Source organism: Lysinibacillus sp. NPDC096418, from assembly GCF_044762775.1.
GTDB lineage: Bacteria > Bacillota > Bacilli > Bacillales_A > Planococcaceae > Lysinibacillus.
On record NZ_JBIWEY010000002.1, the window covers coordinates 26,489 to 46,177 of the forward strand.

19 protein-coding genes are annotated in these 19,689 nt (G+C 38.2%); all 19 read left to right on the forward strand.

All coding sequences use genetic code 11. From position 1 onward, the window contains the following. The first annotated feature begins 64 nt into the window (after positions 1 to 64). The 19 genes from ACIQZG_RS02685 (at position 65) to ftsZ (ending at position 19,595) form a co-directional block, all read left to right on the forward strand. The gene (locus ACIQZG_RS02685; RefSeq protein WP_402753624.1) at positions 65 to 832 is read left to right on the forward strand and encodes an enoyl-CoA hydratase/isomerase family protein; all 768 of its coding nucleotides are present in this window, start codon (positions 65 to 67) and stop codon (positions 830 to 832) included. A gap of 113 nt (positions 833 to 945) precedes the next feature. Beyond that, positions 946 to 1,323 carry a transcriptional regulator gene (locus ACIQZG_RS02690; protein WP_053584456.1) on the forward strand — a complete coding sequence of 126 codons (378 nt, stop codon included), beginning with the start codon at positions 946 to 948 and terminating at the stop codon, positions 1,321 to 1,323. A gap of 122 nt (positions 1,324 to 1,445) precedes the next feature. Further along, positions 1,446 to 2,435, forward strand: coding sequence for a ketopantoate reductase family protein (locus ACIQZG_RS02695; RefSeq protein WP_402753625.1), 990 nt, complete (start codon positions 1,446 to 1,448; stop codon positions 2,433 to 2,435). Then, complete coding sequence (locus tag ACIQZG_RS02700; RefSeq protein ID WP_402753626.1) at positions 2,432 to 2,827, forward strand: DUF3397 domain-containing protein; 396 nt, start codon at positions 2,432 to 2,434, stop codon at positions 2,825 to 2,827. The genes ACIQZG_RS02695 and ACIQZG_RS02700 overlap by 4 nt, the downstream gene beginning before the upstream one ends. Positions 2,828 to 2,929: 102 nt before the next feature. Then, positions 2,930 to 4,546 (forward strand): bacillithiol biosynthesis cysteine-adding enzyme BshC, encoded by a 1,617-nt coding sequence (bshC, locus tag ACIQZG_RS02705; protein ID WP_402753627.1) that lies wholly within the window; start codon positions 2,930 to 2,932, stop codon positions 4,544 to 4,546. 255 nt (positions 4,547 to 4,801) lie between these two features. Continuing rightward, entirely contained in the window at positions 4,802 to 5,233 is a 432-nt protein-coding gene (gene mraZ, locus ACIQZG_RS02710; protein ID WP_402753628.1) for a division/cell wall cluster transcriptional repressor MraZ, read from the forward strand. Between the two features lie 33 nt (positions 5,234 to 5,266). Continuing rightward, positions 5,267 to 6,217: a 16S rRNA (cytosine(1402)-N(4))-methyltransferase RsmH gene (gene rsmH, locus ACIQZG_RS02715; protein ID WP_402753629.1), complete on the forward strand. Its 951-nt coding sequence runs from the start codon at positions 5,267 to 5,269 to the stop codon at positions 6,215 to 6,217. After that, positions 6,218 to 6,586 (forward strand): cell division protein FtsL, encoded by a 369-nt coding sequence (gene ftsL2 / locus ACIQZG_RS02720; RefSeq protein WP_402753630.1) that lies wholly within the window; start codon positions 6,218 to 6,220, stop codon positions 6,584 to 6,586. Beyond that, positions 6,583 to 8,799 carry a penicillin-binding protein gene (locus tag ACIQZG_RS02725; RefSeq protein WP_402753631.1) on the forward strand — a complete coding sequence of 739 codons (2,217 nt, stop codon included), beginning with the start codon at positions 6,583 to 6,585 and terminating at the stop codon, positions 8,797 to 8,799. The genes ftsL2 and ACIQZG_RS02725 overlap by 4 nt, the downstream gene beginning before the upstream one ends. Before the next feature lie 58 nt (positions 8,800 to 8,857). Then, positions 8,858 to 10,774: a stage V sporulation protein D gene (locus ACIQZG_RS02730; protein ID WP_402753632.1), complete on the forward strand. Its 1,917-nt coding sequence runs from the start codon at positions 8,858 to 8,860 to the stop codon at positions 10,772 to 10,774. 125 nt (positions 10,775 to 10,899) lie between these two features. Then, complete coding sequence (gene mraY, locus ACIQZG_RS02735) at positions 10,900 to 11,874, forward strand: phospho-N-acetylmuramoyl-pentapeptide-transferase (protein ID WP_402753633.1); 975 nt, start codon at positions 10,900 to 10,902, stop codon at positions 11,872 to 11,874. Further along, positions 11,871 to 13,220, forward strand: a complete 1,350-nt coding sequence (murD, locus tag ACIQZG_RS02740; protein ID WP_402753634.1) for a UDP-N-acetylmuramoyl-L-alanine--D-glutamate ligase — start codon at positions 11,871 to 11,873, stop codon at positions 13,218 to 13,220. The genes mraY and murD overlap by 4 nt, the downstream gene beginning before the upstream one ends. 40 nt (positions 13,221 to 13,260) lie before the next feature. Further along, the gene (gene ftsW / locus ACIQZG_RS02745) at positions 13,261 to 14,340 is read left to right on the forward strand and encodes a putative lipid II flippase FtsW (RefSeq protein WP_402753635.1); all 1,080 of its coding nucleotides are present in this window, start codon (positions 13,261 to 13,263) and stop codon (positions 14,338 to 14,340) included. 23 nt (positions 14,341 to 14,363) lie between these two features. Next, on the forward strand, positions 14,364 to 15,179 hold the full coding sequence (locus tag ACIQZG_RS02750) for a cell division protein FtsQ/DivIB (RefSeq protein ID WP_402753636.1): 816 nt from the start codon (positions 14,364 to 14,366) through the stop codon (positions 15,177 to 15,179). Further along, entirely contained in the window at positions 15,169 to 15,891 is a 723-nt protein-coding gene (locus ACIQZG_RS02755; protein WP_402753637.1) for a DUF881 domain-containing protein, read from the forward strand. Before ACIQZG_RS02750 ends, ACIQZG_RS02755 begins: the two co-directional genes overlap by 11 nt. A 26-nt stretch (positions 15,892 to 15,917) precedes the next feature. Next, a complete protein-coding gene (locus tag ACIQZG_RS02760) occupies positions 15,918 to 16,637 on the forward strand; it encodes a DUF881 domain-containing protein (protein ID WP_402753638.1) in 720 nt (239 codons plus the stop codon). Positions 16,638 to 16,640: 3 nt separating this feature from the next. Beyond that, a complete protein-coding gene (locus ACIQZG_RS02765) occupies positions 16,641 to 17,012 on the forward strand; it encodes a small basic family protein (protein WP_402753639.1) in 372 nt (123 codons plus the stop codon). A 94-nt stretch (positions 17,013 to 17,106) separates the two neighbouring features. Continuing rightward, the gene (ftsA, locus tag ACIQZG_RS02770; protein ID WP_402753640.1) at positions 17,107 to 18,387 is read left to right on the forward strand and encodes a cell division protein FtsA; all 1,281 of its coding nucleotides are present in this window, start codon (positions 17,107 to 17,109) and stop codon (positions 18,385 to 18,387) included. A 53-nt stretch (positions 18,388 to 18,440) separates the two neighbouring features. Continuing rightward, the gene (gene ftsZ, locus ACIQZG_RS02775) at positions 18,441 to 19,595 is read left to right on the forward strand and encodes a cell division protein FtsZ (RefSeq protein ID WP_402753641.1); all 1,155 of its coding nucleotides are present in this window, start codon (positions 18,441 to 18,443) and stop codon (positions 19,593 to 19,595) included. The last annotated feature ends 94 nt before the right edge of the window (positions 19,596 to 19,689 follow it).

Genomic DNA, 19,689 nt, shown 5'->3' on the forward strand with positions numbered 1-19,689 from the left:
AAATATATAGTGGAATAATAGTTGTGTGATACAATTTATCTTATGAAACAAAGGGGGACTAGAAATGGCTTATATAATTGACAACAATGATGGCATCATTACGTTTACGATTAATCGAGAAGAAAAACATAATGCTGTAAATGATGAAGTAATGAATGGTTTGAAGGAAGTAATTACATATATTCAAACGCATAATGATGTACGTTTCTTAGTTGTTACGGGAGCAGGAGAGAAATCATTTTGCTCAGGTGGCGATTTATCAGAATTTCATTCACTAGAAACGGAAGACGAAGCGTTCGGCATGCTTAGTAAGATGGGTAAAATTTTGTATGATTTAGCGACGTTGCCAGTACCAACGATTGCGCTCATAAACGGAACTGCTGTAGGTGGTGGTTGTGAGATCGCAACAGCTTGTGATTTCCGTCTAGTTGCGAGTCATGCGAAATGTGGATTTATTCAAGGTACTTTAGCAATTACGAGTGGCTGGGGTGGTGGCACGTATTTGTTCGAAAGAGGTTTACGTCATGACCGTGCGATGAAGATGCTTGTAGATGCGAAAAGATACCCGGCAGATTTACTATATGAAATTGGCTGGGCGATGCGTGTCTTTGAAGGGTCTAAAGATGAGGCACTTGAGGATTTTGTGGAACATATGTGTAAAATCCATCCATCTGTGCATAAAGCGTATAAGGAAATTGAACTTCGTAAATGGCGTGAGCGTAATATGTATGAGCGTGTGATGGAGGAAGTGCGCACATGTGCAAAGCTTTGGGAAAGCGAAGCACATCATGAAGCAGTCAATAACTTTTTGACGAAGAAAAATAATAAATAATATTTTATAAGCAATGATTATTGGAGCGTACAATAATCATTGCTTTTTTCGTAGAATGATTCTATTTTCTTCACTAAAGCATATAGTAGTAAAAAATGCGAGGGTGATAGATTATGGAACTTAAAAAAAGAAAAGATCAATGGACGAAGGATGACGATGAAAGATTAGCGGAAATTGTGTTGCATAATGTGCAAAATGGTAAAACGCAGTTAGAAGCATTTGAATTAGCGGCGGAAGAATTAGGTCGGACAAAGCAGGCTTGTGGTTTTCGTTGGAATAAAACGTTGCGTGGTCAGTATAGTCAGTCGTTATCGGCAGTCCGCAATCAACCGCAACAATCCATGCGTAGTCATTTGAAGTTAGCGTTAACAAGTTTTGATGAACTGACAGAGGCCTATCAAAGTCTAGAGGTGCAACATCGAGAATTACAAAATGAACATGAAAAGTTAGTGAAATGGCTGCAGCAAGGCTATTCATTAATGAAAGATTAGCAATCGAGTAACAATGTAAGATATGGGTATGAAAAATGAGTGTCCGTTAATTTTATTGCGATATTCGTAACGGATATTCATTGGATAGAATCTAAACAAATCCTTTTACTGTATCGAAAACAATGAGTGAATCCTGTATAATAAAAACATCTGCGAAGGTCTGCCATCTAGTCGGCAGACCTTTTGCGCATAAGAAAGCGGGTGATTTTGTGAATGTTGTTGTTGTAGGTGGAGGTGCTGTCGGCATGTTGACGGCAAGTTTTTTAGCGGAAGCTGGTATACATGTGACAGTAGCTGTTAGGAGACAAGAACAGGCACAGGAACTTAATAGAACTGGTTTGACACGAGTCAATCTGGACGGTACTAAAACGCAAAGTCAGGTTGAGGCAATTACAAGTTTAAACATGCTGCCTCCACAAAATTTAGCTGTTATTGCTGTTAAATACGGTCAATTACATACGCTTTATAAGGAACTATCGGCCTTACCGAAAGATGTACCATTGCTGTTTATGCAAAATGGCTTAGCGCATTATGAGGAAGCCCTACAATTACCTCAACAGACGATTGCCTTTAGTTCAGTTTCGTTTGGTGCGCAAGTTAAAAATAATACGACTGTCTTACATAGAGGACCCGGTTTGTGCAAGATTGCACCTGCTCGTGGGAATCATACGTTTTTTTTAAAACTTCAACAAATGGTTGGCCCTTATTTTCCGGTTACTTTAGCGCAAAATGCCGAACAAATGCTGTTTGAAAAGGCGGTATTTAATTGTTTGATAAATCCATTAACGACTGTGTTGCAAATAAAAAACGGAGAGTTATTAACGAATAAGCAGGCATTTTTGTTAATGCAGACTATATATAAAGAGTTAATAGATGCTTTTTCGGGACTTGAAGTAACCGTTCCTTTTTCTGATGTTATTACGTTATGTGAAAAAACGGCAGAAAACACATCTTCAATGCTAGCAGATCGTCTAAATGGGCAAAAAAGCGAAATTGACACAATTGTAGGTGCAATTTTAAAAAAGGCTTTAATTAATGGGTACACATTACCGACTTTGCGCACATTCTATCATCAAATACTAGCAATTGAGGAGAGTGGTGAACTGAATTGAAAGCTTTATTACATATCCTAATTAGTATTGTGATTTTTTGTCCTGTACTAATTTTTTTACTGGTATTTTTCGTTGGAAAGAAAATAAAAATTAAAGGAACACATGCATTTGGTATGGCATCGGATGTAACGACATTTTTTTTATTTTTTTCAGTTCCACTTGCAATCGGAGCGGTTTGGCAGATTAATATAGGTATATTTTTAGTAATATCAGCTATCCTTATGGCGATGATATTTACATATGTGGAATGGCGCACGAAAAAAGAAATTGAGGTAAAAGCATTACTAAGGAAAATTTGGCGATTCTTATTTTTATTACTAAGTGCAGCATATATTATTATTTGTATAGTAGGTGTAATCCAATCGCTGATAGAATATTTACAGGTTGTATAAGCATTTTCTTTTCATGTTTCTGAGGAAAGCGTTAGAATAATAGAATTAACAGCGTAGAAATATTAATTAAGATGATTTAGTGAGTAGAGGAGTTTATGTTAAATGAAACTGGAGTCAATCCAAGTACCTGTACGAAATCGTGTGCTAGCGGACTATTGGTCGCAAAACACTACCATTCATTCGTTTTTTGAGTACGAATATAATGATGAGTCATTTCAAAAGCGAGCAGTATATTTAGAAAAACAGACGATGGACCAAACTGAATTAGCCGCGGTCATTCGTCGATTTATGGAGCCGCTTGGTATATCGGATAAAATAAATAAGCATTTAAAACAATTAGAACAAGGGGCATTGGTTGTTGTTGGTGGACAGCAGGCGGGTGTTCTAACAGGTCCTCTTTACTCTGTAAATAAGGCGATTACAGTTATTGCGTTAGCGAAAGAGCAAAGCATCAAGCTTCAAAGACCAGTCGTTCCGGTATTTTGGATTGCTGGAGAAGATCATGATTTAGAAGAGATAAATCACACTTTCACAATACGTGGGATGGATGTGAAAAAGCGTGCTTATGGGGAACGGTCGAAACGTAAAACAATGGCTTCGACAACAGCTTTAAACAAAGAAGCGATGACTCAATTTATAAATACAGTTGTAAAAGATTTTGGAGAAACAGCTTATACGGAAGAACTCAGAAAAAATTTGCTAGAGGCTTTAACAGAAAGTGACACGTTTACCGATTTCTTTGCGCGTTTAATGAACCAATTGTTCAAAGAAGAAGGATTGCTGATGATTGATGCAGCAGATACGAAATTCCGTCAATATGAAAGCCGAAACTTTGCGCATATTATTCGTAATAATGCAGAAATTGCTCAAGTTGTAACCCAACAAGAACAAGCATTTGATCGTGCTGGATATGGAACGCCTATTTTTGCGACAAATGATGCTGCTAATTTATTTTATGTAAAAGACGGTGAACGACATTTACTAGAGCGACGTCACGGTGAATTTGTGAATTTAGCTGCGAATATTAAGCTGTCACATGAAGCTTTACTAGAAATCGCTGAAATGCATCCTGAACAGTTAAGCAATAATGTTGTCACAAGACCATTAATGCAGGAAATGACATTGCCTGTACTGGCATTTGTTGGAGGCCCAGGGGAACTTGCTTATTGGGCTACGTTAAAAGGTGCCTTTTCGGTATTAGGTTTACAAATGCCTATTTTTGCACCGCGTCTTAACATTACGGTTGTTACTAGACAAGTAGAACAACTGCTGAAAGAGTACGATTTATCTGTCCAAGATGTGTGGAATGGTAAAGCGCTGCAATTAAAAGAACAGTATATTGCTGCTGTACAAGACGAAGAGGCGAAGCAACAAATTCAGGCTATACAACAATTACTTAATGAGAAATTTGATGAACTTGAAGCGCATTTAGAAGCCGAGCAAATTTCGTTAGATAAAGTCATTATGAAAAATAAAGAAATGCATATAAAACAGTTTAATTATTTACAACAAAAAATTGAACAAACAGTACTTGCTAAGCACGAAGTGACAATTCGTAAGTTTATGACATTGCAAAATGAATTGTATCCAAATGATGGGTTCCAGGAACGTTCTTTTAATCCTTATTACTATTTAAATGAGTTTGGTCCGAATTTAATCGATGAAATGTTAAAAAAATCATACGGCATTGGAAATCATCACTATTTACTTTATTTGTAATGGAAATGAAGTGAGTTTAAATACCTATATGTATAATAAAATAACATATAGATTTGATTGTGAATGTCGTTTGTCATAATAGAAAGGGGGCTACTCTATTAGGAGTGGCTCTTTTTTTATGCCAAATAGCACGCATCCAATATTTTACTAAAGGTCTATTTGCATATTAAGAGTAAAAATGTCAAGTTTTTTATCAAAAAAGTGGAGGAAAGTGGGGGGATGTGGTACATTATTTAGTAAAGTGGGGTGAGTAGCATGTTCATGGGAGAATATCAGCACTCCGTTGATGCGAAAGGACGGTTAATAGTACCAGCAAAATTTCGTGAAGCTTTAGGCGAAACGTTTGTTGTTACACGCGGTCTCGACAACTGTCTATTTGGCTATCCTATGAATGAATGGCGAAAACTCGAAGAAAAATTAAAAGGCTTACCGATGACGAAGAAAGATACACGCGCATTTGCGAGGTTTTTCTTTTCTGGTGCAACGGAGGTTGAAATAGACAAGCAGGGTCGGATTAACATCCCATCTACTCTTATCACGCATGCACATCTAGAAAAAGAATGTGTTGTGCTAGGTGTATCGAATAGGATTGAGATTTGGGCTAAAGATGCTTGGGAAATTTATTTCAATGAGTCTGAACAATCTTTCAATGAAATTGCAGAAAATATGATTGGCTTTGATTTTTAGTAAAAGAAGAAAGGCCTGGAGGGAGCGATTAGTATGTTCGATCATACAACCGTGCTATTAAAAGAAACTGTTGATGGCTTGAACATCAATCCTGATGGTGTATATGTGGACTGTACGCTTGGCGGGGCAGGGCACAGTGAATATCTAGTGCAACAACTATCAGAAAAGGGTCGTCTCATTTGTTTTGACCAAGATACAGTAGCTATCGAAAATGCAAAAGTTCGTTTAGCACCTTATATAGAGCGTGTCACATTTGTGCACTCGAATTTCCGTTATTTAAAAGAAGAATTACTCGCATTAAATATTGAAAAAGTGGATGGCATTTTATATGACCTAGGTGTATCTTCACCACAGTTGGATACGCCAGAGCGTGGTTTTAGCTATCATCATGATGCACCTCTTGATATGCGTATGGACCAGACAGCGCCACTTACGGCATTCCATGTTGTCAATGAATGGGCATATGCGGATTTAGTCCGTATTTTCTTCCGTTATGGAGAAGAGAAATTTTCAAAACAAGTAGCCCGTAAAATTGAGGAAGCACGCAAAACTGCCCCAATTGAAACAACTGGACAACTTGTAGAACTTATTAAAGATGGTATTCCTGCAGCTGCACGTCGTAAAGGCGGACATCCAGCGAAGCGCATTTTCCAAGCAATTCGTATTGCTGTGAATGATGAGTTAGGCGCAGCAGAAGACTCACTTGTAGATGCTATTGAAATGATTGGACTCGGAGGACGCATCAGCGTTATTACATTCCATTCATTGGAGGATCGTTTATGTAAGACGATTTTTAAAGAAGCTTCGTCACTACCTGAATTACCACCGAATTTACCGGTGATTCCAGATAATATGAAACCGACTTTAAAGCTTATATCAAGAAAGCCGATTCTACCTTCAGAAGAGGAGTTAGCAGTTAATAATCGTGCACGATCAGCAAAGCTTAGAGTGGTGGAGAAAATTAACGACAAAGGACGTGAGTAAATGGCAGCAGTACGTGTAAGGCAACAACAGCAACAACATGTGCAACAACCAGTAACGCCACCTAGTCCAAAACCCACCATTAAACATCGCAAAAAAACGAAGCAAAAATTCGAAAAAACGATGTTACTCGTTTTAGTAGCTACAATTGCAGTGCTATCGGTCTTTGTATTAAACAAACAGGCAGCAATTCAAACGACGACGATTGATATCCAAAATATCGAAAAAGAAGCAGCAGAGATATCAAATGAAAATGTAGATTTGAATGTTCGCATTAGTGAATTATCTACACACGATAGTATATGGAAAAGAGCACAAGAACTCGGTTTAACTCAAAATGAGAAAAATGTAAAGGTAGTGCCGGGAGAATGAAAAAAAAGAGATTTCGATTCCAATGGGGAGCCTTTCTATTATTAGTTTTTTATGGAGGGCTCTTTTTCCTATTGTTTGCAAGAATGGTCACAATTCAAGCTACTGGAGAAGTGGAAGGACAAGAATTGGTAGCGAGGGCTGCCGCAAAATATCAAAAAGAGAGTGTTATAACTGCTAACCGAGGAAAAATCTATGATACGAATGGCAATGTAATAGCTGAAGATACACTTAGTTACCGACTAATTGCTGTTGTAAATGAAAGTGCTACGACAAATAAAAAAATACCTCGTCATGTTGTTGATCCTGAGAGAACTGCAGAAATATTGGCAGATAATATAGAAATGGATAAAGAGGCAATCTATCATCGATTAACGAAGCTCAGAGAGGATGGTACATTACCTTACCAAGTTGAATTTGGTAGTGCAGGACGAGGGATTAGTCATGAAACTATGAAAAAAATAGAAGAAGAAAAGTTGCCAGGAATTCTGTTTATTAGTGATAAAAAGCGCTATTATCCGAATGGTATTTTTGCGTCACACCTGATTGGCTTTGCGTTAAAAGAAGAGAATAAGGATGGTACGGTGACAACTAAAGGGAAGATGGGGCTTGAACTTACGTATGACAAGGCATTAACTGGCGAAAATGGCAAGGTTGAGTATCAGACAGATTATTTCAGATATTTATTACCAAACAGTGAGAAAATGGTCACACCAGCTAAAGATGGTGATGATATTTATCTTACGTTAGATAAAACGATTCAAAGCTTTTTAGAGGAGGCAATGACACAGGTGGAAAAAGAGTATAATCCTGATTCGATGTCGGCAGTCGTAGCCGATCCGAAAACAGGGAAAATACTCGCGATGTCACAACGACCGACATTCAATCCTGATACACGCTCTAGCGAAAATATGAAATGGTTAAACCAAGTTATTGAAGAAACGATTGAACCTGGTTCGACTATGAAGACCTTTACACTTGCAGCGGCCATTGATACAGATAATTGGAATCCGACTAATAGCTATAATTCAGCACCGTATAAGGTAAATGATCGAATTATTAGGGACCATAATAGATACGGTTGGAGCTGGATTACTTATTTAGAAGGTATCCAACGTTCTTCTAATACAGCAATGGCACACCTTTTGAATAAGATGGGGGACGATGTTTTTCTAGACTATTTAGATCGCTTTGGCTTTGGTCAAAAAACAGGCATTGATTTACCAAATGAAGCACCAGGAATTATTTTATCGCAATATCCGGTTCAGCGTGTGACAACATCATTTGGTCAAGGTTCCACAGTAACGCCGATTCAGCTAATACAAGCAATGACAGCAATTGCAAATAATGGGAAAATGATGCAACCGTATGTGATTGATAGAATTGTAGATTCGTCAACTGGAAAAGTGATTGAAGAACACGAGCCAAAACAAAAAGGACAGCCTATTTCAGCAGATACTGCGAAGCAAGTCCGCGAAATATTAGCATCCACGTTAACAGCTAAGTACGGAACAGCAAAGGCTTTCGTGCTGCCTGAATATCAAGTAGCTGGTAAAACAGGTACAGCAGAAATTCCGAAGCCAAGTGGGGGCTATTATTCAGGAAATGATCACTACCTGTACTCCTTCTTAGGGATGGCACCTGTAGAAGATCCGCAGCTAATCATGTATGTGTCGGTTGAAAAACCGAAGCTGAAGGGCAAGGGAGGCTCTTTACCTGTAGCTGAAGTTTTTAACCCTGTAATGCAAAAAAGTTTGAAATATTTAAATGTTAGCACTGAAGATGTAAAAGAAGTAGAACATGTCACTATTCAAGATTACACAGGTAAAAATGCAGAAGCAATGCAGGTGGAGCTTGCAAATGATGGCTTGCAACCAGTACTTGTCGGTGCAGGTGGCGAAATTATTGAGCAATATCCAAAAGGAAAGCAGAAGCTTGTAAAGGGCAGCTTTGTATTTTTAAAAACGGCAGGAAATAGTACATTACCAGACTTTACGGATTGGTCATTACGAAACATTCTAGTGTTTAAAACAATGTCGGGCATGGAAATTGAAGCTGTAGGGGAAGGTTTTGCAGTCAGTCAAAGTGTGTCTGCTGGAACAGTTATTTCAGATAGTGCACCAATCGTCGTTAAACTAAAGACCCCTGCGGAAAGCTTCATTCCAGATGTAGAAGTTTCTTCAGAAGGTGAACTTGAAAATGTACAGATTGAATAGACATTGAATAGAAGTCCACTTCATTTCATACGTTGTAAAAAACAAGGTGTGATGTCGAATGAAGTGGATTTCTATCCATTCAAAAAAGCGGTTACGTATTTTGTATGTATTGTTTATTTGTCTGACAGCGGCGGTAGTAATTAGGCTCTTTTTCTTACAAGTCTTTGACCAAAAAGAATTAACAAAAAAAGCAGAAGAGAATTGGGACCGTGAAATTCCGTTTGCTAATGAACGAGGGCATATAACGGATCGAAAAGGAGAAAGTATTGTAACGAATAAATTGGCACCGACTTTATATTTTATGCCATCTCAGAGCAAAGATATTGAAGGAGCTGCTGAAAAAATTGCGCAAGTACTGGAAGTGGATGCGCAAACACTACTAGAAAAGATGAATAAAAAAGTGTATTTAGTGAAGTTGGCACCAGAAGGGAAGAATATCCCTTATGAAAAGGCAGTTGAACTACAAGGCTTACAGATAGAGGGTTTATATAGTGGTGTTGATTATTTACGGGACTATCCTTATGGCACATTGTTATCGCGTTTTCTCGGGTTTACTGGTTATGATGCGCAAGGGCTTGCAGGTATTGAGTATGAGTACGATAAACTTTTACAGGGCAATGCCTCGGCCATCCGATTATTTACAGATGCACGGGGTAACAACTTACCGAATGTAGCAAGTGCATGGAAAGCGGGCGATGATGGCGCAACAGTAGAACTGACAATAGATCTGGATGTACAAAAAGTAGTGGAGCGCGAATTATCACAAGCCATGGATCGGTATGATGCTGACCAAGCCCTTGCGATTGCTATGAATCCTAATACAGGAGAAATTTTGGCACTTTCATCATATCCAACTTTCCATCCCGCGGAATATCAATCAGTGGAGCAGTCAATTTACAATCGGAACTTGCCTGTATGGATGGCGTATGAGCCTGGATCGACTTTTAAAATTATTACTCTAAGTGCTGCATTAGAAGAAAACCTAGTTGATTTAGAACATGAAAGATTTTATGATCCAGGTTATTCTATGGTCGCAGGAGCGAAATTACGCTGTTGGAAACGCTCAGGCCATGGGGATGAAACATTCCTACAAGTTGTTGAAAATTCTTGTAACCCAGGTTTTATTGAATTAGGGCAACGACTAGGTAGTGAGAAACTCATGCAGTATATTAAAGACTTCGGTTTTGGAGCAAAAACAGGATCAGGTATTGCTGGCGAAGCTTCGGGGATACTATTTTCAAAAGAAAGATTTGGACCTGTTGAGCAAGCAACAACTTCATTTGGTCAAGGTGTTTCAGTAACACCAATACAGCAGGTGCAGGCGGTGTCAGCAGCAGTAAATGGGGGTAAGTTGTACACTCCATATGTTGTGAAAAAGATATTCGATCCTAAAAGTGGAGAGGTTATTGAAGAGACTGAGCCAACAGTGAAAAAACAGGTTATTCGCGAAGAAACATCTAAGAAGGTGCGAGCAGCTTTAGAATCTGTTGTAGCAAATGGTTCTGGACGCCAAGCATTTCGTGATGGTCTACGTATTGGCGGTAAAACGGGGACGGCGCAAAAAGTGGAAAATAACCGCTATATGGAAAACAATTATATTGTATCCTTTATTGGTTTTGCGCCAGCTGATAATCCACAAATCGTCGTATATGTGGCAATAGACAATCCCAAAAAGGCGACACAGTTTGGCGGTGTAGTAGCAGCACCGATTGTTGGTCAAATTATCGAAGATGTTGCGCCTTTTGTCGGGATAAAAAAATCGACTGAACAGTTAGAGAAAGTATATCGTTATGGGGATCTGATTACCGAAAAAATGCCGGACTTTATAGGTCAAACAAAAGATGACATTGCAAAGCAGTATTATCCTTATAGAATTGAGTGGCATGGTGAAGGTACTAAAGTTGGCAGTCAATTACCTGAAGCTGGTAGCGTGATCGCACAAGACGGCACAATTCATTTATATTTAGTAAAGTAATGTAACTTTGCCTTTAAAAATAGAGAAATAACAACTATTATTATGGAGGGCAGGATTAAATATATTATGGTTTTAACTTTCTTCGTTAGGAAAGAAGTTAAACAAGATTTAAAGGAGATTTTTTAATGGAACTCGCAACAACGCTTACCATCTTAGCTATTGCCTTTATAGTAACAGTTATTTTGGCACCAATTAGTATACCCCTTCTACGTCGCTTAAAATTTGGGCAAAGTATTCGCGAAGAAGGACCGCAATCTCATATGAAAAAAGCTGGTACACCGACGATGGGTGGCATTATCTTTTTATTGTCAATCATTATTACAACAGTCGGTGTAGGTAGTTATTTAGAATTATTCACGACACAAACAATTGTCTTATTACTAGTGCTAGTAGGGTTTGGTGTTATTGGCTTTTTAGATGATGGTTTAAAGGTTATTTTTAAACGAAATCTAGGATTAACATCTATTCAAAAATTGATTGGGCAAATTATTATTGCAATTCTTGCCTACTTCTTATTACATGTAGGGTCATTTGACACGACATTAGCCATTCCATTTACGGATTGGTCGATTGATTTAGGCATTTTCTATGTAGCCTTTTTAATTTTCTGGCTTGTTGGTTTCTCCAATGCGGTGAATTTAACAGATGGATTAGATGGCCTAGTAGCAGGGACAGCTTCCATTTCGTTTGCGGCATTCGGTGTTATTGCACTATTCCAAAACCAAGCGGATATTGCAGTATTTACGTTTGCAGTAACAGGTGCTTTACTCGGGTTTTTACTTTTCAATGCAAATCCGGCGAAGGTGTTTATGGGTGATACAGGTTCACTTGCGCTTGGTGGAGCTATTGCAATGGTTTCGATTTTAGTAAAAGAAGAGTTCTTATTATTATTAATAGGGCTTGTGTTTGTCATTGAAACATTATCTGTGATCCTTCAAGTAGGAAGCTTTAAACTTCGTAAAAAACGTATTTTTAAAATGAGTCCTATTCATCACCATTTTGAATTATCAGGTTGGTCAGAATGGAAAGTTGTTCTTGTATTTTGGTCAACTGCTTTAGCAGTAGCATTGATTGCAGTCTTATCGGAGGCGTTATTATGAGAGATTACACAGATTTACAACATAAAAAAGTGCTTGTTCTAGGTTTGGCTAAAAGTGGAGTAGCAGCTGCGGAAATTTTACATGAGCTGGGTGCATTTGTGACGGTCAATGATTCAAAACCGTTCGACGAAAGTCCTGATGCACAAGGACTACTTCAAAAAGGCATTACAGTTATTTGTGGACGTCACCCAGAGGACTTACTTGACGAAGGTTTTGAATTAGTAGTGAAAAATCCAGGGATTCCATATAGCAATAAAATTGTTGCAGATGCACTTAGTCGTGAGATTCCTGTATGGACAGAGATTGAACTTGCTTATTTAATCAGTGACGCTCCGTTTATTGGGATCACAGGTTCAAATGGTAAAACTACAACTACAACTCTTATTTTTGAAATGCTTGAAAACGGAGCAAAAAAGCCACTAATCGCCGGGAATATTGGGACTGTAGCCTGTGGTGTAGCGAGAGAAGCCGATTCGGATAATAATATTGTGACAGAACTTTCCTCGTTCCAATTAATGGGCACTGAAACGTTTAAGCCAAAAATCGCTATTTTAACGAATCTATATGATGCACATTTAGACTATCACGGTACATTTGACAAGTATGCAGAGGCAAAATTTAACGTCACACGCAATCAAGACGAAAATGATTATTTCATTTACAATGCTGACCAACCGATCGTGGTTGGTTATGCCGCAAGATCGAAGGCGAAAAAAGTTCCATTCTCTTCAAATGGACGAACTGAAGAAGGTATTAGTGCTGATGAAACAACAATTTACTGGCAAGGCGAGCCGTATATGGAACGTGCCAATATTGCTCTTCCTGGTAAGCACAACTTAGAAAATATTTTAGCTGCTGTAGCTGCTTGTATTTTAGTAGACTGCGATAAAACAAAGATGGAAGAAGTATTAAAGACATTTGCAGGCGTCCGTCATCGTACACAATTTGTAGGTGAATGGAAAGGGCGTAAAATTTATAATGACTCGAAAGCAACAAATTGCTTAGCGACGAAGAGTGCATTAGAAGCATTTACGGCACCTGTTATTTTGCTAGCTGGTGGTTTAGATCGAGGACATTCGTTTGAGGAACTGCGACCTTCTATGCACCATGTAAAGGGCGTTGTCGCATTTGGTGAAACGGGCTTGCGTTTTGTCGAATTTGCCAAATCCTGTGGTGTTCAGCAGACAGTCATTGCGCAAAATGTAGAAGATGCGGTGCATTATGCTGCACCAATGTCAGCTGAAGGCGATATTATTTTATTATCACCAGCATGTGCTAGTTGGGATCAGTATGATAGTTTTGAGATTCGTGGAGACGTATTTATTGATGCTGTAAAGAAGCTGTAATGAGCCTGTAACTATTTTAGAATATAATTGAGATGGAAGGATGGCATTACTGAGAGGGAAAGAAAGCTATTTATTGCTCATAACAACGTTGATGCTATCAATAATCGGCATTATTTTCGTCTATTCTGCGGGCACTTACTGGAGTGCAATTCATTATAGTGAAAAAATGCCGTTTTATATGAAGCAAAGTGTATACTTCGTCGTAGCGATTGTAGTATTTTTTGTCACTGTTCGACTAGAGGTTCTAAAAACTAAATCCTTTTGGAAAATGGCTTATATATTTTCTTTAGTTTTACTTGTACTCGTTTTGATTCCAGGAATAGGTCTTGTCCGTAATGGCTCACAAAGCTGGATTGGAGTAGGGCCTTTAACAATACAACCAGCAGAGCTAACAAAAATTACGGTACTTGTATACATGAGTCACATTTTAGCTGAGCATAAAACAGGGAAAGCTATTGTAAATTGGCGACATGGTGCGATTTTATTGCTACCAATTGTGCTTATCATGTTGCAACCTGATTTTGGTTCTGTTTTTATCTTAGTGGTGTCTGTATTTTTGTTGTTCTTTGTTGCAGGCTATCCATTAAAACTCTATGCATTGTTTATTGTGGCAGGTATTGCTGGGTTAGCGACTTTAATTGTAACAGCGCCATATCGCTTGAAGCGTATTGAGGCATTTCTTGATCCATGGATAGACCCTTTAGGGAGTGGCTTCCAAGCTGTACAATCATTGATGGCTATTGGGCCAGCGGGTATTTTCGGACATGGATTTGGACAAAGTAGGCAAAAGTTTTTATATTTACCTGAGCCTCAAAACGACTTTATTTTCGCGATTATTTTAGAAGAAATTGGTTTAGTGGGTGGGTTGGCCATTGTTGCATTATTTGTACTTGTTTTGTATGCGGGGTACAAACTAGCGATCCAAGCTACGACAAGAACAGCCTTTTACGCGATTATAGGACTTGTTACCATGTTGAGTGTGCAAGCTTTTTTAAATATTGCTGTAGTAATTGGTTTAGTACCTGTAACTGGAGTAACATTGCCTTTTATTAGCTATGGAGGTACATCTTTAGTAACAATGTGGTTAATAATAGGTATTATTTATCAATTTGCAAAATAAATATAAAGGAGGGAGTGCATAATATGGAGAAGGTAATTGACATTGAAGATCGTATACCAACACTGAAAAAACGTAGGAAGAAGCGAACCAATCGTAAATTTCTAGTGTTAATATTACTTTTCTTTTTAGTATTATCTGTACTCCTCTATTTTCAATCCCCTTACAGTGATATAAAAACAATACATGTCAAGGGTGCTCAATTAGCAGACGAAAGTTATTATGTTAAGGCAAGTAAGATTGTTGAAGGGCAATCTATGTGGGGCTTCAAAGTAAAAGATGTGGAGCAAGCATTATTGAAGAATAAATGGGTTGAAGATGTACAGGTAAAACGAAACTGGTTAAGTAAAGTTACAATCGAAGTCGAAGAGTGGAAAAAAGTTGCTTACTTAGCGGAGAATGGCACATATTATCCGTTGTTAGAAAATGGCGAGCGTTTCGAACAAGCTGATGACAATATACCGATTGATGCTCCTGTCTTTATCGGTATTACCAGTGAAAAAAAGATTGAGAAGCTTGTCAAGCAATTAGCGCTCTTAAAACCTGAAGTACTTGCTCTCATCTCTCAAATCAATTCGAACGAAAGTGAAACGAATCCAAATGCCATCAAGCTATATATGAATGATGGCTACGAGGTACGTGCAGTCATTTCGACGCTCGCGGAAAAACTCAATTTTTATCCGTCGATGGTAGCGCAAATTTTGCATTTAGACAAGGGTATTATTGATTTAGAGGTTGGCTCATCTTTCAAAGCGTACAATAAGGCCTACAATCAAGTGGAATTGGACATGTCAGAAGATGTAGAAAAGACCGAGCAGGAAGTGGCTGAAGATGAACAATAAGAACACCAAAGGGAGCTTTTTATCTAGAAAGCAGTTCGAAATCTTAATCGTATGTATAGTTACCGGGTTTATCATTGGCTATTCTTATAATCAGGCACAGGATAAAAAAATGTCAAATTCGTTAAATTCACAGCTTTTTGCACAAGAGGATTCATATCGAGGGGAATTAATTGAACAGCAAGAGCGTAACAAAGAGCTTGCTGAAGAGACGAATCACTTACAAGATAAAATTCGTGAATATGAAAAGAAGTATGCTTCTACTGAAAATGAATATGAACAGCTTGTGGAAGAAGCAGAGGATTTACGATTATTGTTAGGAGAATTAACAGCGGAGGGAAAGGGCATTCGAATGACATTACAGGATGCCGAATACGATCCAACAGCGGTTAATCCAAATGATTATATTGTACACGAGAGTCATGTGTTTAAAGTCTTGCATGAATTGAAAATTTCGGGAGCACAAGCAATCGCTATCAATGGCCAGCGTTTAATGGCCAATTCTTATATTCATTGTAATGGACCTGTTATTACGATTGATGGAAAGCAACATCCAGCCCCTTTTGTTATTGAGGCAGTTGGGGATTCCGCCACTTTAAGTGCTTCATTAAATTTAAAGGGTGGAGTAATAAATCAATTATTAAATGAAAATATTGTCGTAACGTTAGAAGAAAATCAAAAAATAATGATGTCAAAAGTAAAATCGGACAGTTAATACGATATGTCTAGGTGGGGACAATTTTGAAAAAAAATATGTATACCCGAATAACCATTGTGCTGTTTATTATCGGACTAATGATGGCGATACAATACAATACTATTCGCAAACCGGCAGAACGTGATACTCGAGATATATGGGCAATTCGTGAGGAACTCTCAGAAGAAAAGAAACGGCATTCTACTTTATTAGCGGAAATTCGTTCACTAAATGCTGTTGTAGATCGCTATGAACAATCTGAGGAGACGAATATGCAAGTTGTATTGAGTGAAACAGTTGAAAAGTTAAAACTGCAAGCTGGACTTACAGAGATTACTGGACCAGGTGTTATATTACGCATTAATCCAGCACCAGAATTAGTAGCAATGGGGTATGAAATCGAAGAAGTATCTCCAGATTTACTAATTCAATTAACAAACGCGTTGTTTAAATATGGTGCGACGAATGTGGCGATTGATGGGCATCGAATTGTACTTACGTCTGCTATACGAGATATCAATGGGAAAACAACTGTCAATAGTGTGCCGTTAAGTTCACCACCATTTGAAATTTACGTGGGCACAAATTCGCATAAAGATGCACAAAAGATGTACAATTCTATACAAGCCTCTACTTTTATAGACTCGTTCTATTTGGACAACTTTAACCTAATTATTGAAGAACCAATCGACGAATTAACCATCCCAGCATTTGAAAATTCGTTAACAAATGACTTCTTAAAAGAGGTTAAAAAAGGAGAATAGCATATGTGGCTACCATTTTTAGGTTTACTACTAGGAATTGCTATTGGTTTATTAACGAATATTCAAATTCCTGCAATTTATGAAAATTATTTATCTATTGCAGTATTAGCTGCATTAGATACTTTATTTGGTGGGATACGTGCTCAATTACAACAAGTGTATGATGATAAGGTTTTTATGTCTGGATTTTTCTTTAACATTATGCTTGCAGCAGGTTTAGCATTCCTAGGTGTACATTTAGGCGTGGATTTATATTTAGCGGCAATTTTCGCGTTCGGTGTACGTTTATTCCAAAATATAGCAATAATTAGGCGTATTCTACTAACTAAGTGGGGGGAGAAACGTCACAAGAAGAAAATTTCGTCCATAAATTAAGAGGAAAATTGATTGAAATACTCGATTTGCTTAGACATTATGGGAAATTTACAATAGAATGAAAATAAGAGCATTTTCAAGGAGGTGCAGCGAGTTGAATCAGCAAGAATTATATATATCTCTTGATATAGGATCTTCCTCTATCAAAGTATTAATAGGTGAAATGAGTGACGGTCAATTACATGTAATTGGCGTTGGAAACGTCAAGTCAAATGGTATTCGAAAAGGAGCAATTGTTGATATAGATGCAACAGTACAATCTATTCGAAAAGCGGTAGAACAAGCAGAACGTATGACAGGCTATACGATAGAAGAGGTAGTCTTAGGAGTTCCTGCTAACCAAACCATGTTACAATTAGTAAAAGGTGTTGTGGCTGTCAGCAGCGAGAATAGAGAGATTACAGATGATGATTTAGACAGAGTAGTAGAGTCTGCACAAGTCATGTCCATACCTCCTGAACGTGAGCTAGTCAATATAATACCTAGACAATTTATTGTAGATAATCTTGATGAAATTAAAGATCCACGTGGCATGATTGGTATTCGTCTTGAAATGGATGCCACAATGATTACTACATCTAAAACACTTTTACACAATGTACTTCGGTGTGTAGAACGAGCCGGTTTAAGCATCCGAGAAATATATCTGCAACCACTCGCGGCAGGTTTCTTTTCACTAACCGAGGACGAAAAGAATCAAGGAACAGCTTTCATTGATTTGGGAGGCGGTTCGACGACAATTGCAGTGTTTGAGGATGGGCAGTTAACACATACAGGTGTTATACCTGTCGGTGGTGATCACATCACGAAAGACTTATCAATTGTTTTAAAAACACCTACAGAGCAAGCCGAACAAATTAAGCAACAATTTGGACATGCCTTTTATGATGATGCATCAGACGATGAATTATTTGAAGTGCCAGTTGTCGGTACAGATTCAAAAGATCAGTATAGCCAGCGCTTCATTTCAGAAATTATTGGGGCACGTTTAGAAGAAGTATTTGAGCTTATTATTGATGAATTAGCACGTTTAGGTGTACGGGATTTACCAGGCGGTGTAGTTTTAACAGGTGGCGTTGCTCAACTTGAAGGAATCGCACCTTTAGCACGTCAAGTATTGCAAACACGTGTTAGAATTTATACACCTGATTATATTGGCGTTAGAGAGCCTTCATTTACGACAGCGGTTGGACTTATCCGTTACGCCTATTTAGAAGACGATTTCTATGGAAAAAGTACGATTACACATCCAAGTGAATATGCACCTGTAGGAGTTCAAAATGTTGCTACAAAAAAACAAGAATACGCGACAACAGAGCCTAAAGGCAGTGTAATTGGGAAAGCTAAAAAATTTCTTGATAAATTCTTTGATTAATGCGAATGCGTAATGGATGAAATAGAGTCGAGTTACCGTGGGAGGAAAATAGTATGTTAGAATTTGATACAAGTGTCGATCAGCTTGCAGTTATAAAAGTAATTGGTGTTGGTGGCGGCGGTAACAACGCCGTAAACCGAATGATTGAGCATGGTGTACAAGGTGTTGACTTTATTGCAGTCAATACTGATGCACAAGCTTTAAATTTATCTAAGGCAGAAGCTAAATTACAAATTGGAACAAAGCTAACTCGTGGTTTAGGTGCAGGAGCAAATCCCGAAGTTGGGAAAAAAGCTGCTGAGGAAAGCCGTGAACAATTAGAAGAAGTACTACGTGGTGCGGATATGGTATTTGTCACTGCTGGTATGGGCGGTGGTACTGGTACCGGGGCAGCTCCAGTTATTGCACAAATTGCACGCGATTTAGGTGCTTTGACAGTTGGGGTTGTAACGCGTCCATTTACATTCGAAGGACGTAAACGTCAAACACAAGCAATCGGCGGTATTAATGGCATGAAGGAATCGGTTGATACATTAATCGTTATTCCAAATGACAAGCTATTACAAATCGTGGACAAGTCTACACCGATGCTTGAAGCTTTCCGTGAAGCGGACAATGTATTACGTCAAGGTGTACAAGGTATCTCGGATCTTATCGCAACACCAGGTCTTATTAACTTAGACTTTGCAGACGTAAAAACGATTATGTCTAACAAAGGTTCTGCATTAATGGGAATTGGTATTGCTACAGGTGAAAATCGTGCCGCAGAAGCTGCGAAAAAAGCGATTTCAAGTCCATTATTAGAGTCTTCAATTGATGGCGCTAAAGGTGTACTAATGAATATTACAGGTGGCTCAAACTTAAGTTTATTTGAAGTACAAGAGGCGGCTGATATCGTTGCTTCGGCATCTGATGAAGAAGTAAATATGATTTTCGGTTCTGTTATTAACGAGAACTTAAAAGATGAAATCATCGTGACAGTTATTGCGACTGGCTTCTCAGAGGAAGCTTTACAACAACGTAGCCCGTCACGTCCGACGTTGAATACTACTCGTCAGGCAGCACCTCAACAACAAGCGCCTGTTCGTGAACATCGCCAAGAAGTCCATGTTCAACAAGAACAGCCGCGCCAAGCTCAACAAAATTATGCACAAGATGATATGCTAGAAGTACCAGCATTTTTACGTAATCGTAAAAACCGCGGTTAAATAGCAGATACGTAGTATAAAAAGTTCGTATTTTACATTAGTAAAATACGGACTTTTTTTGTTTTAAAATCAAGTGAGTTAGGGAATGTTGTAT

Coding starts and splice junctions, on each gene's coding strand:
- ACIQZG_RS02685 (WP_402753624.1), top strand. CDS start 65: ATGGCTTATATAATTGACAACAATGATGGCATCATTACGTTTACGATT.
- ACIQZG_RS02690 (WP_053584456.1), top strand. CDS start 946: ATGGAACTTAAAAAAAGAAAAGATCAATGGACGAAGGATGACGATGAA.
- ACIQZG_RS02695 (WP_402753625.1), top strand. CDS start 1,446: ATGAGTGAATCCTGTATAATAAAAACATCTGCGAAGGTCTGCCATCTA.
- bshC (WP_402753627.1), top strand. CDS start 2,930: ATGAAACTGGAGTCAATCCAAGTACCTGTACGAAATCGTGTGCTAGCG.
- mraZ (WP_402753628.1), top strand. CDS start 4,802: ATGTTCATGGGAGAATATCAGCACTCCGTTGATGCGAAAGGACGGTTA.
- rsmH (WP_402753629.1), top strand. CDS start 5,267: ATGTTCGATCATACAACCGTGCTATTAAAAGAAACTGTTGATGGCTTG.
- ftsL2 (WP_402753630.1), top strand. CDS start 6,218: ATGGCAGCAGTACGTGTAAGGCAACAACAGCAACAACATGTGCAACAA.
- ACIQZG_RS02725 (WP_402753631.1), top strand. CDS start 6,583: ATGAAAAAAAAGAGATTTCGATTCCAATGGGGAGCCTTTCTATTATTA.
- ACIQZG_RS02730 (WP_402753632.1), top strand. CDS start 8,858: ATGAAGTGGATTTCTATCCATTCAAAAAAGCGGTTACGTATTTTGTAT.
- mraY (WP_402753633.1), top strand. CDS start 10,900: ATGGAACTCGCAACAACGCTTACCATCTTAGCTATTGCCTTTATAGTA.
- murD (WP_402753634.1), top strand. CDS start 11,871: ATGAGAGATTACACAGATTTACAACATAAAAAAGTGCTTGTTCTAGGT.
- ftsW (WP_402753635.1), top strand. CDS start 13,261: ATGGCATTACTGAGAGGGAAAGAAAGCTATTTATTGCTCATAACAACG.
- ACIQZG_RS02750 (WP_402753636.1), top strand. CDS start 14,364: ATGGAGAAGGTAATTGACATTGAAGATCGTATACCAACACTGAAAAAA.
- ACIQZG_RS02755 (WP_402753637.1), top strand. CDS start 15,169: ATGAACAATAAGAACACCAAAGGGAGCTTTTTATCTAGAAAGCAGTTC.
- ACIQZG_RS02765 (WP_402753639.1), top strand. CDS start 16,641: ATGTGGCTACCATTTTTAGGTTTACTACTAGGAATTGCTATTGGTTTA.
- ftsZ (WP_402753641.1), top strand. CDS start 18,441: ATGTTAGAATTTGATACAAGTGTCGATCAGCTTGCAGTTATAAAAGTA.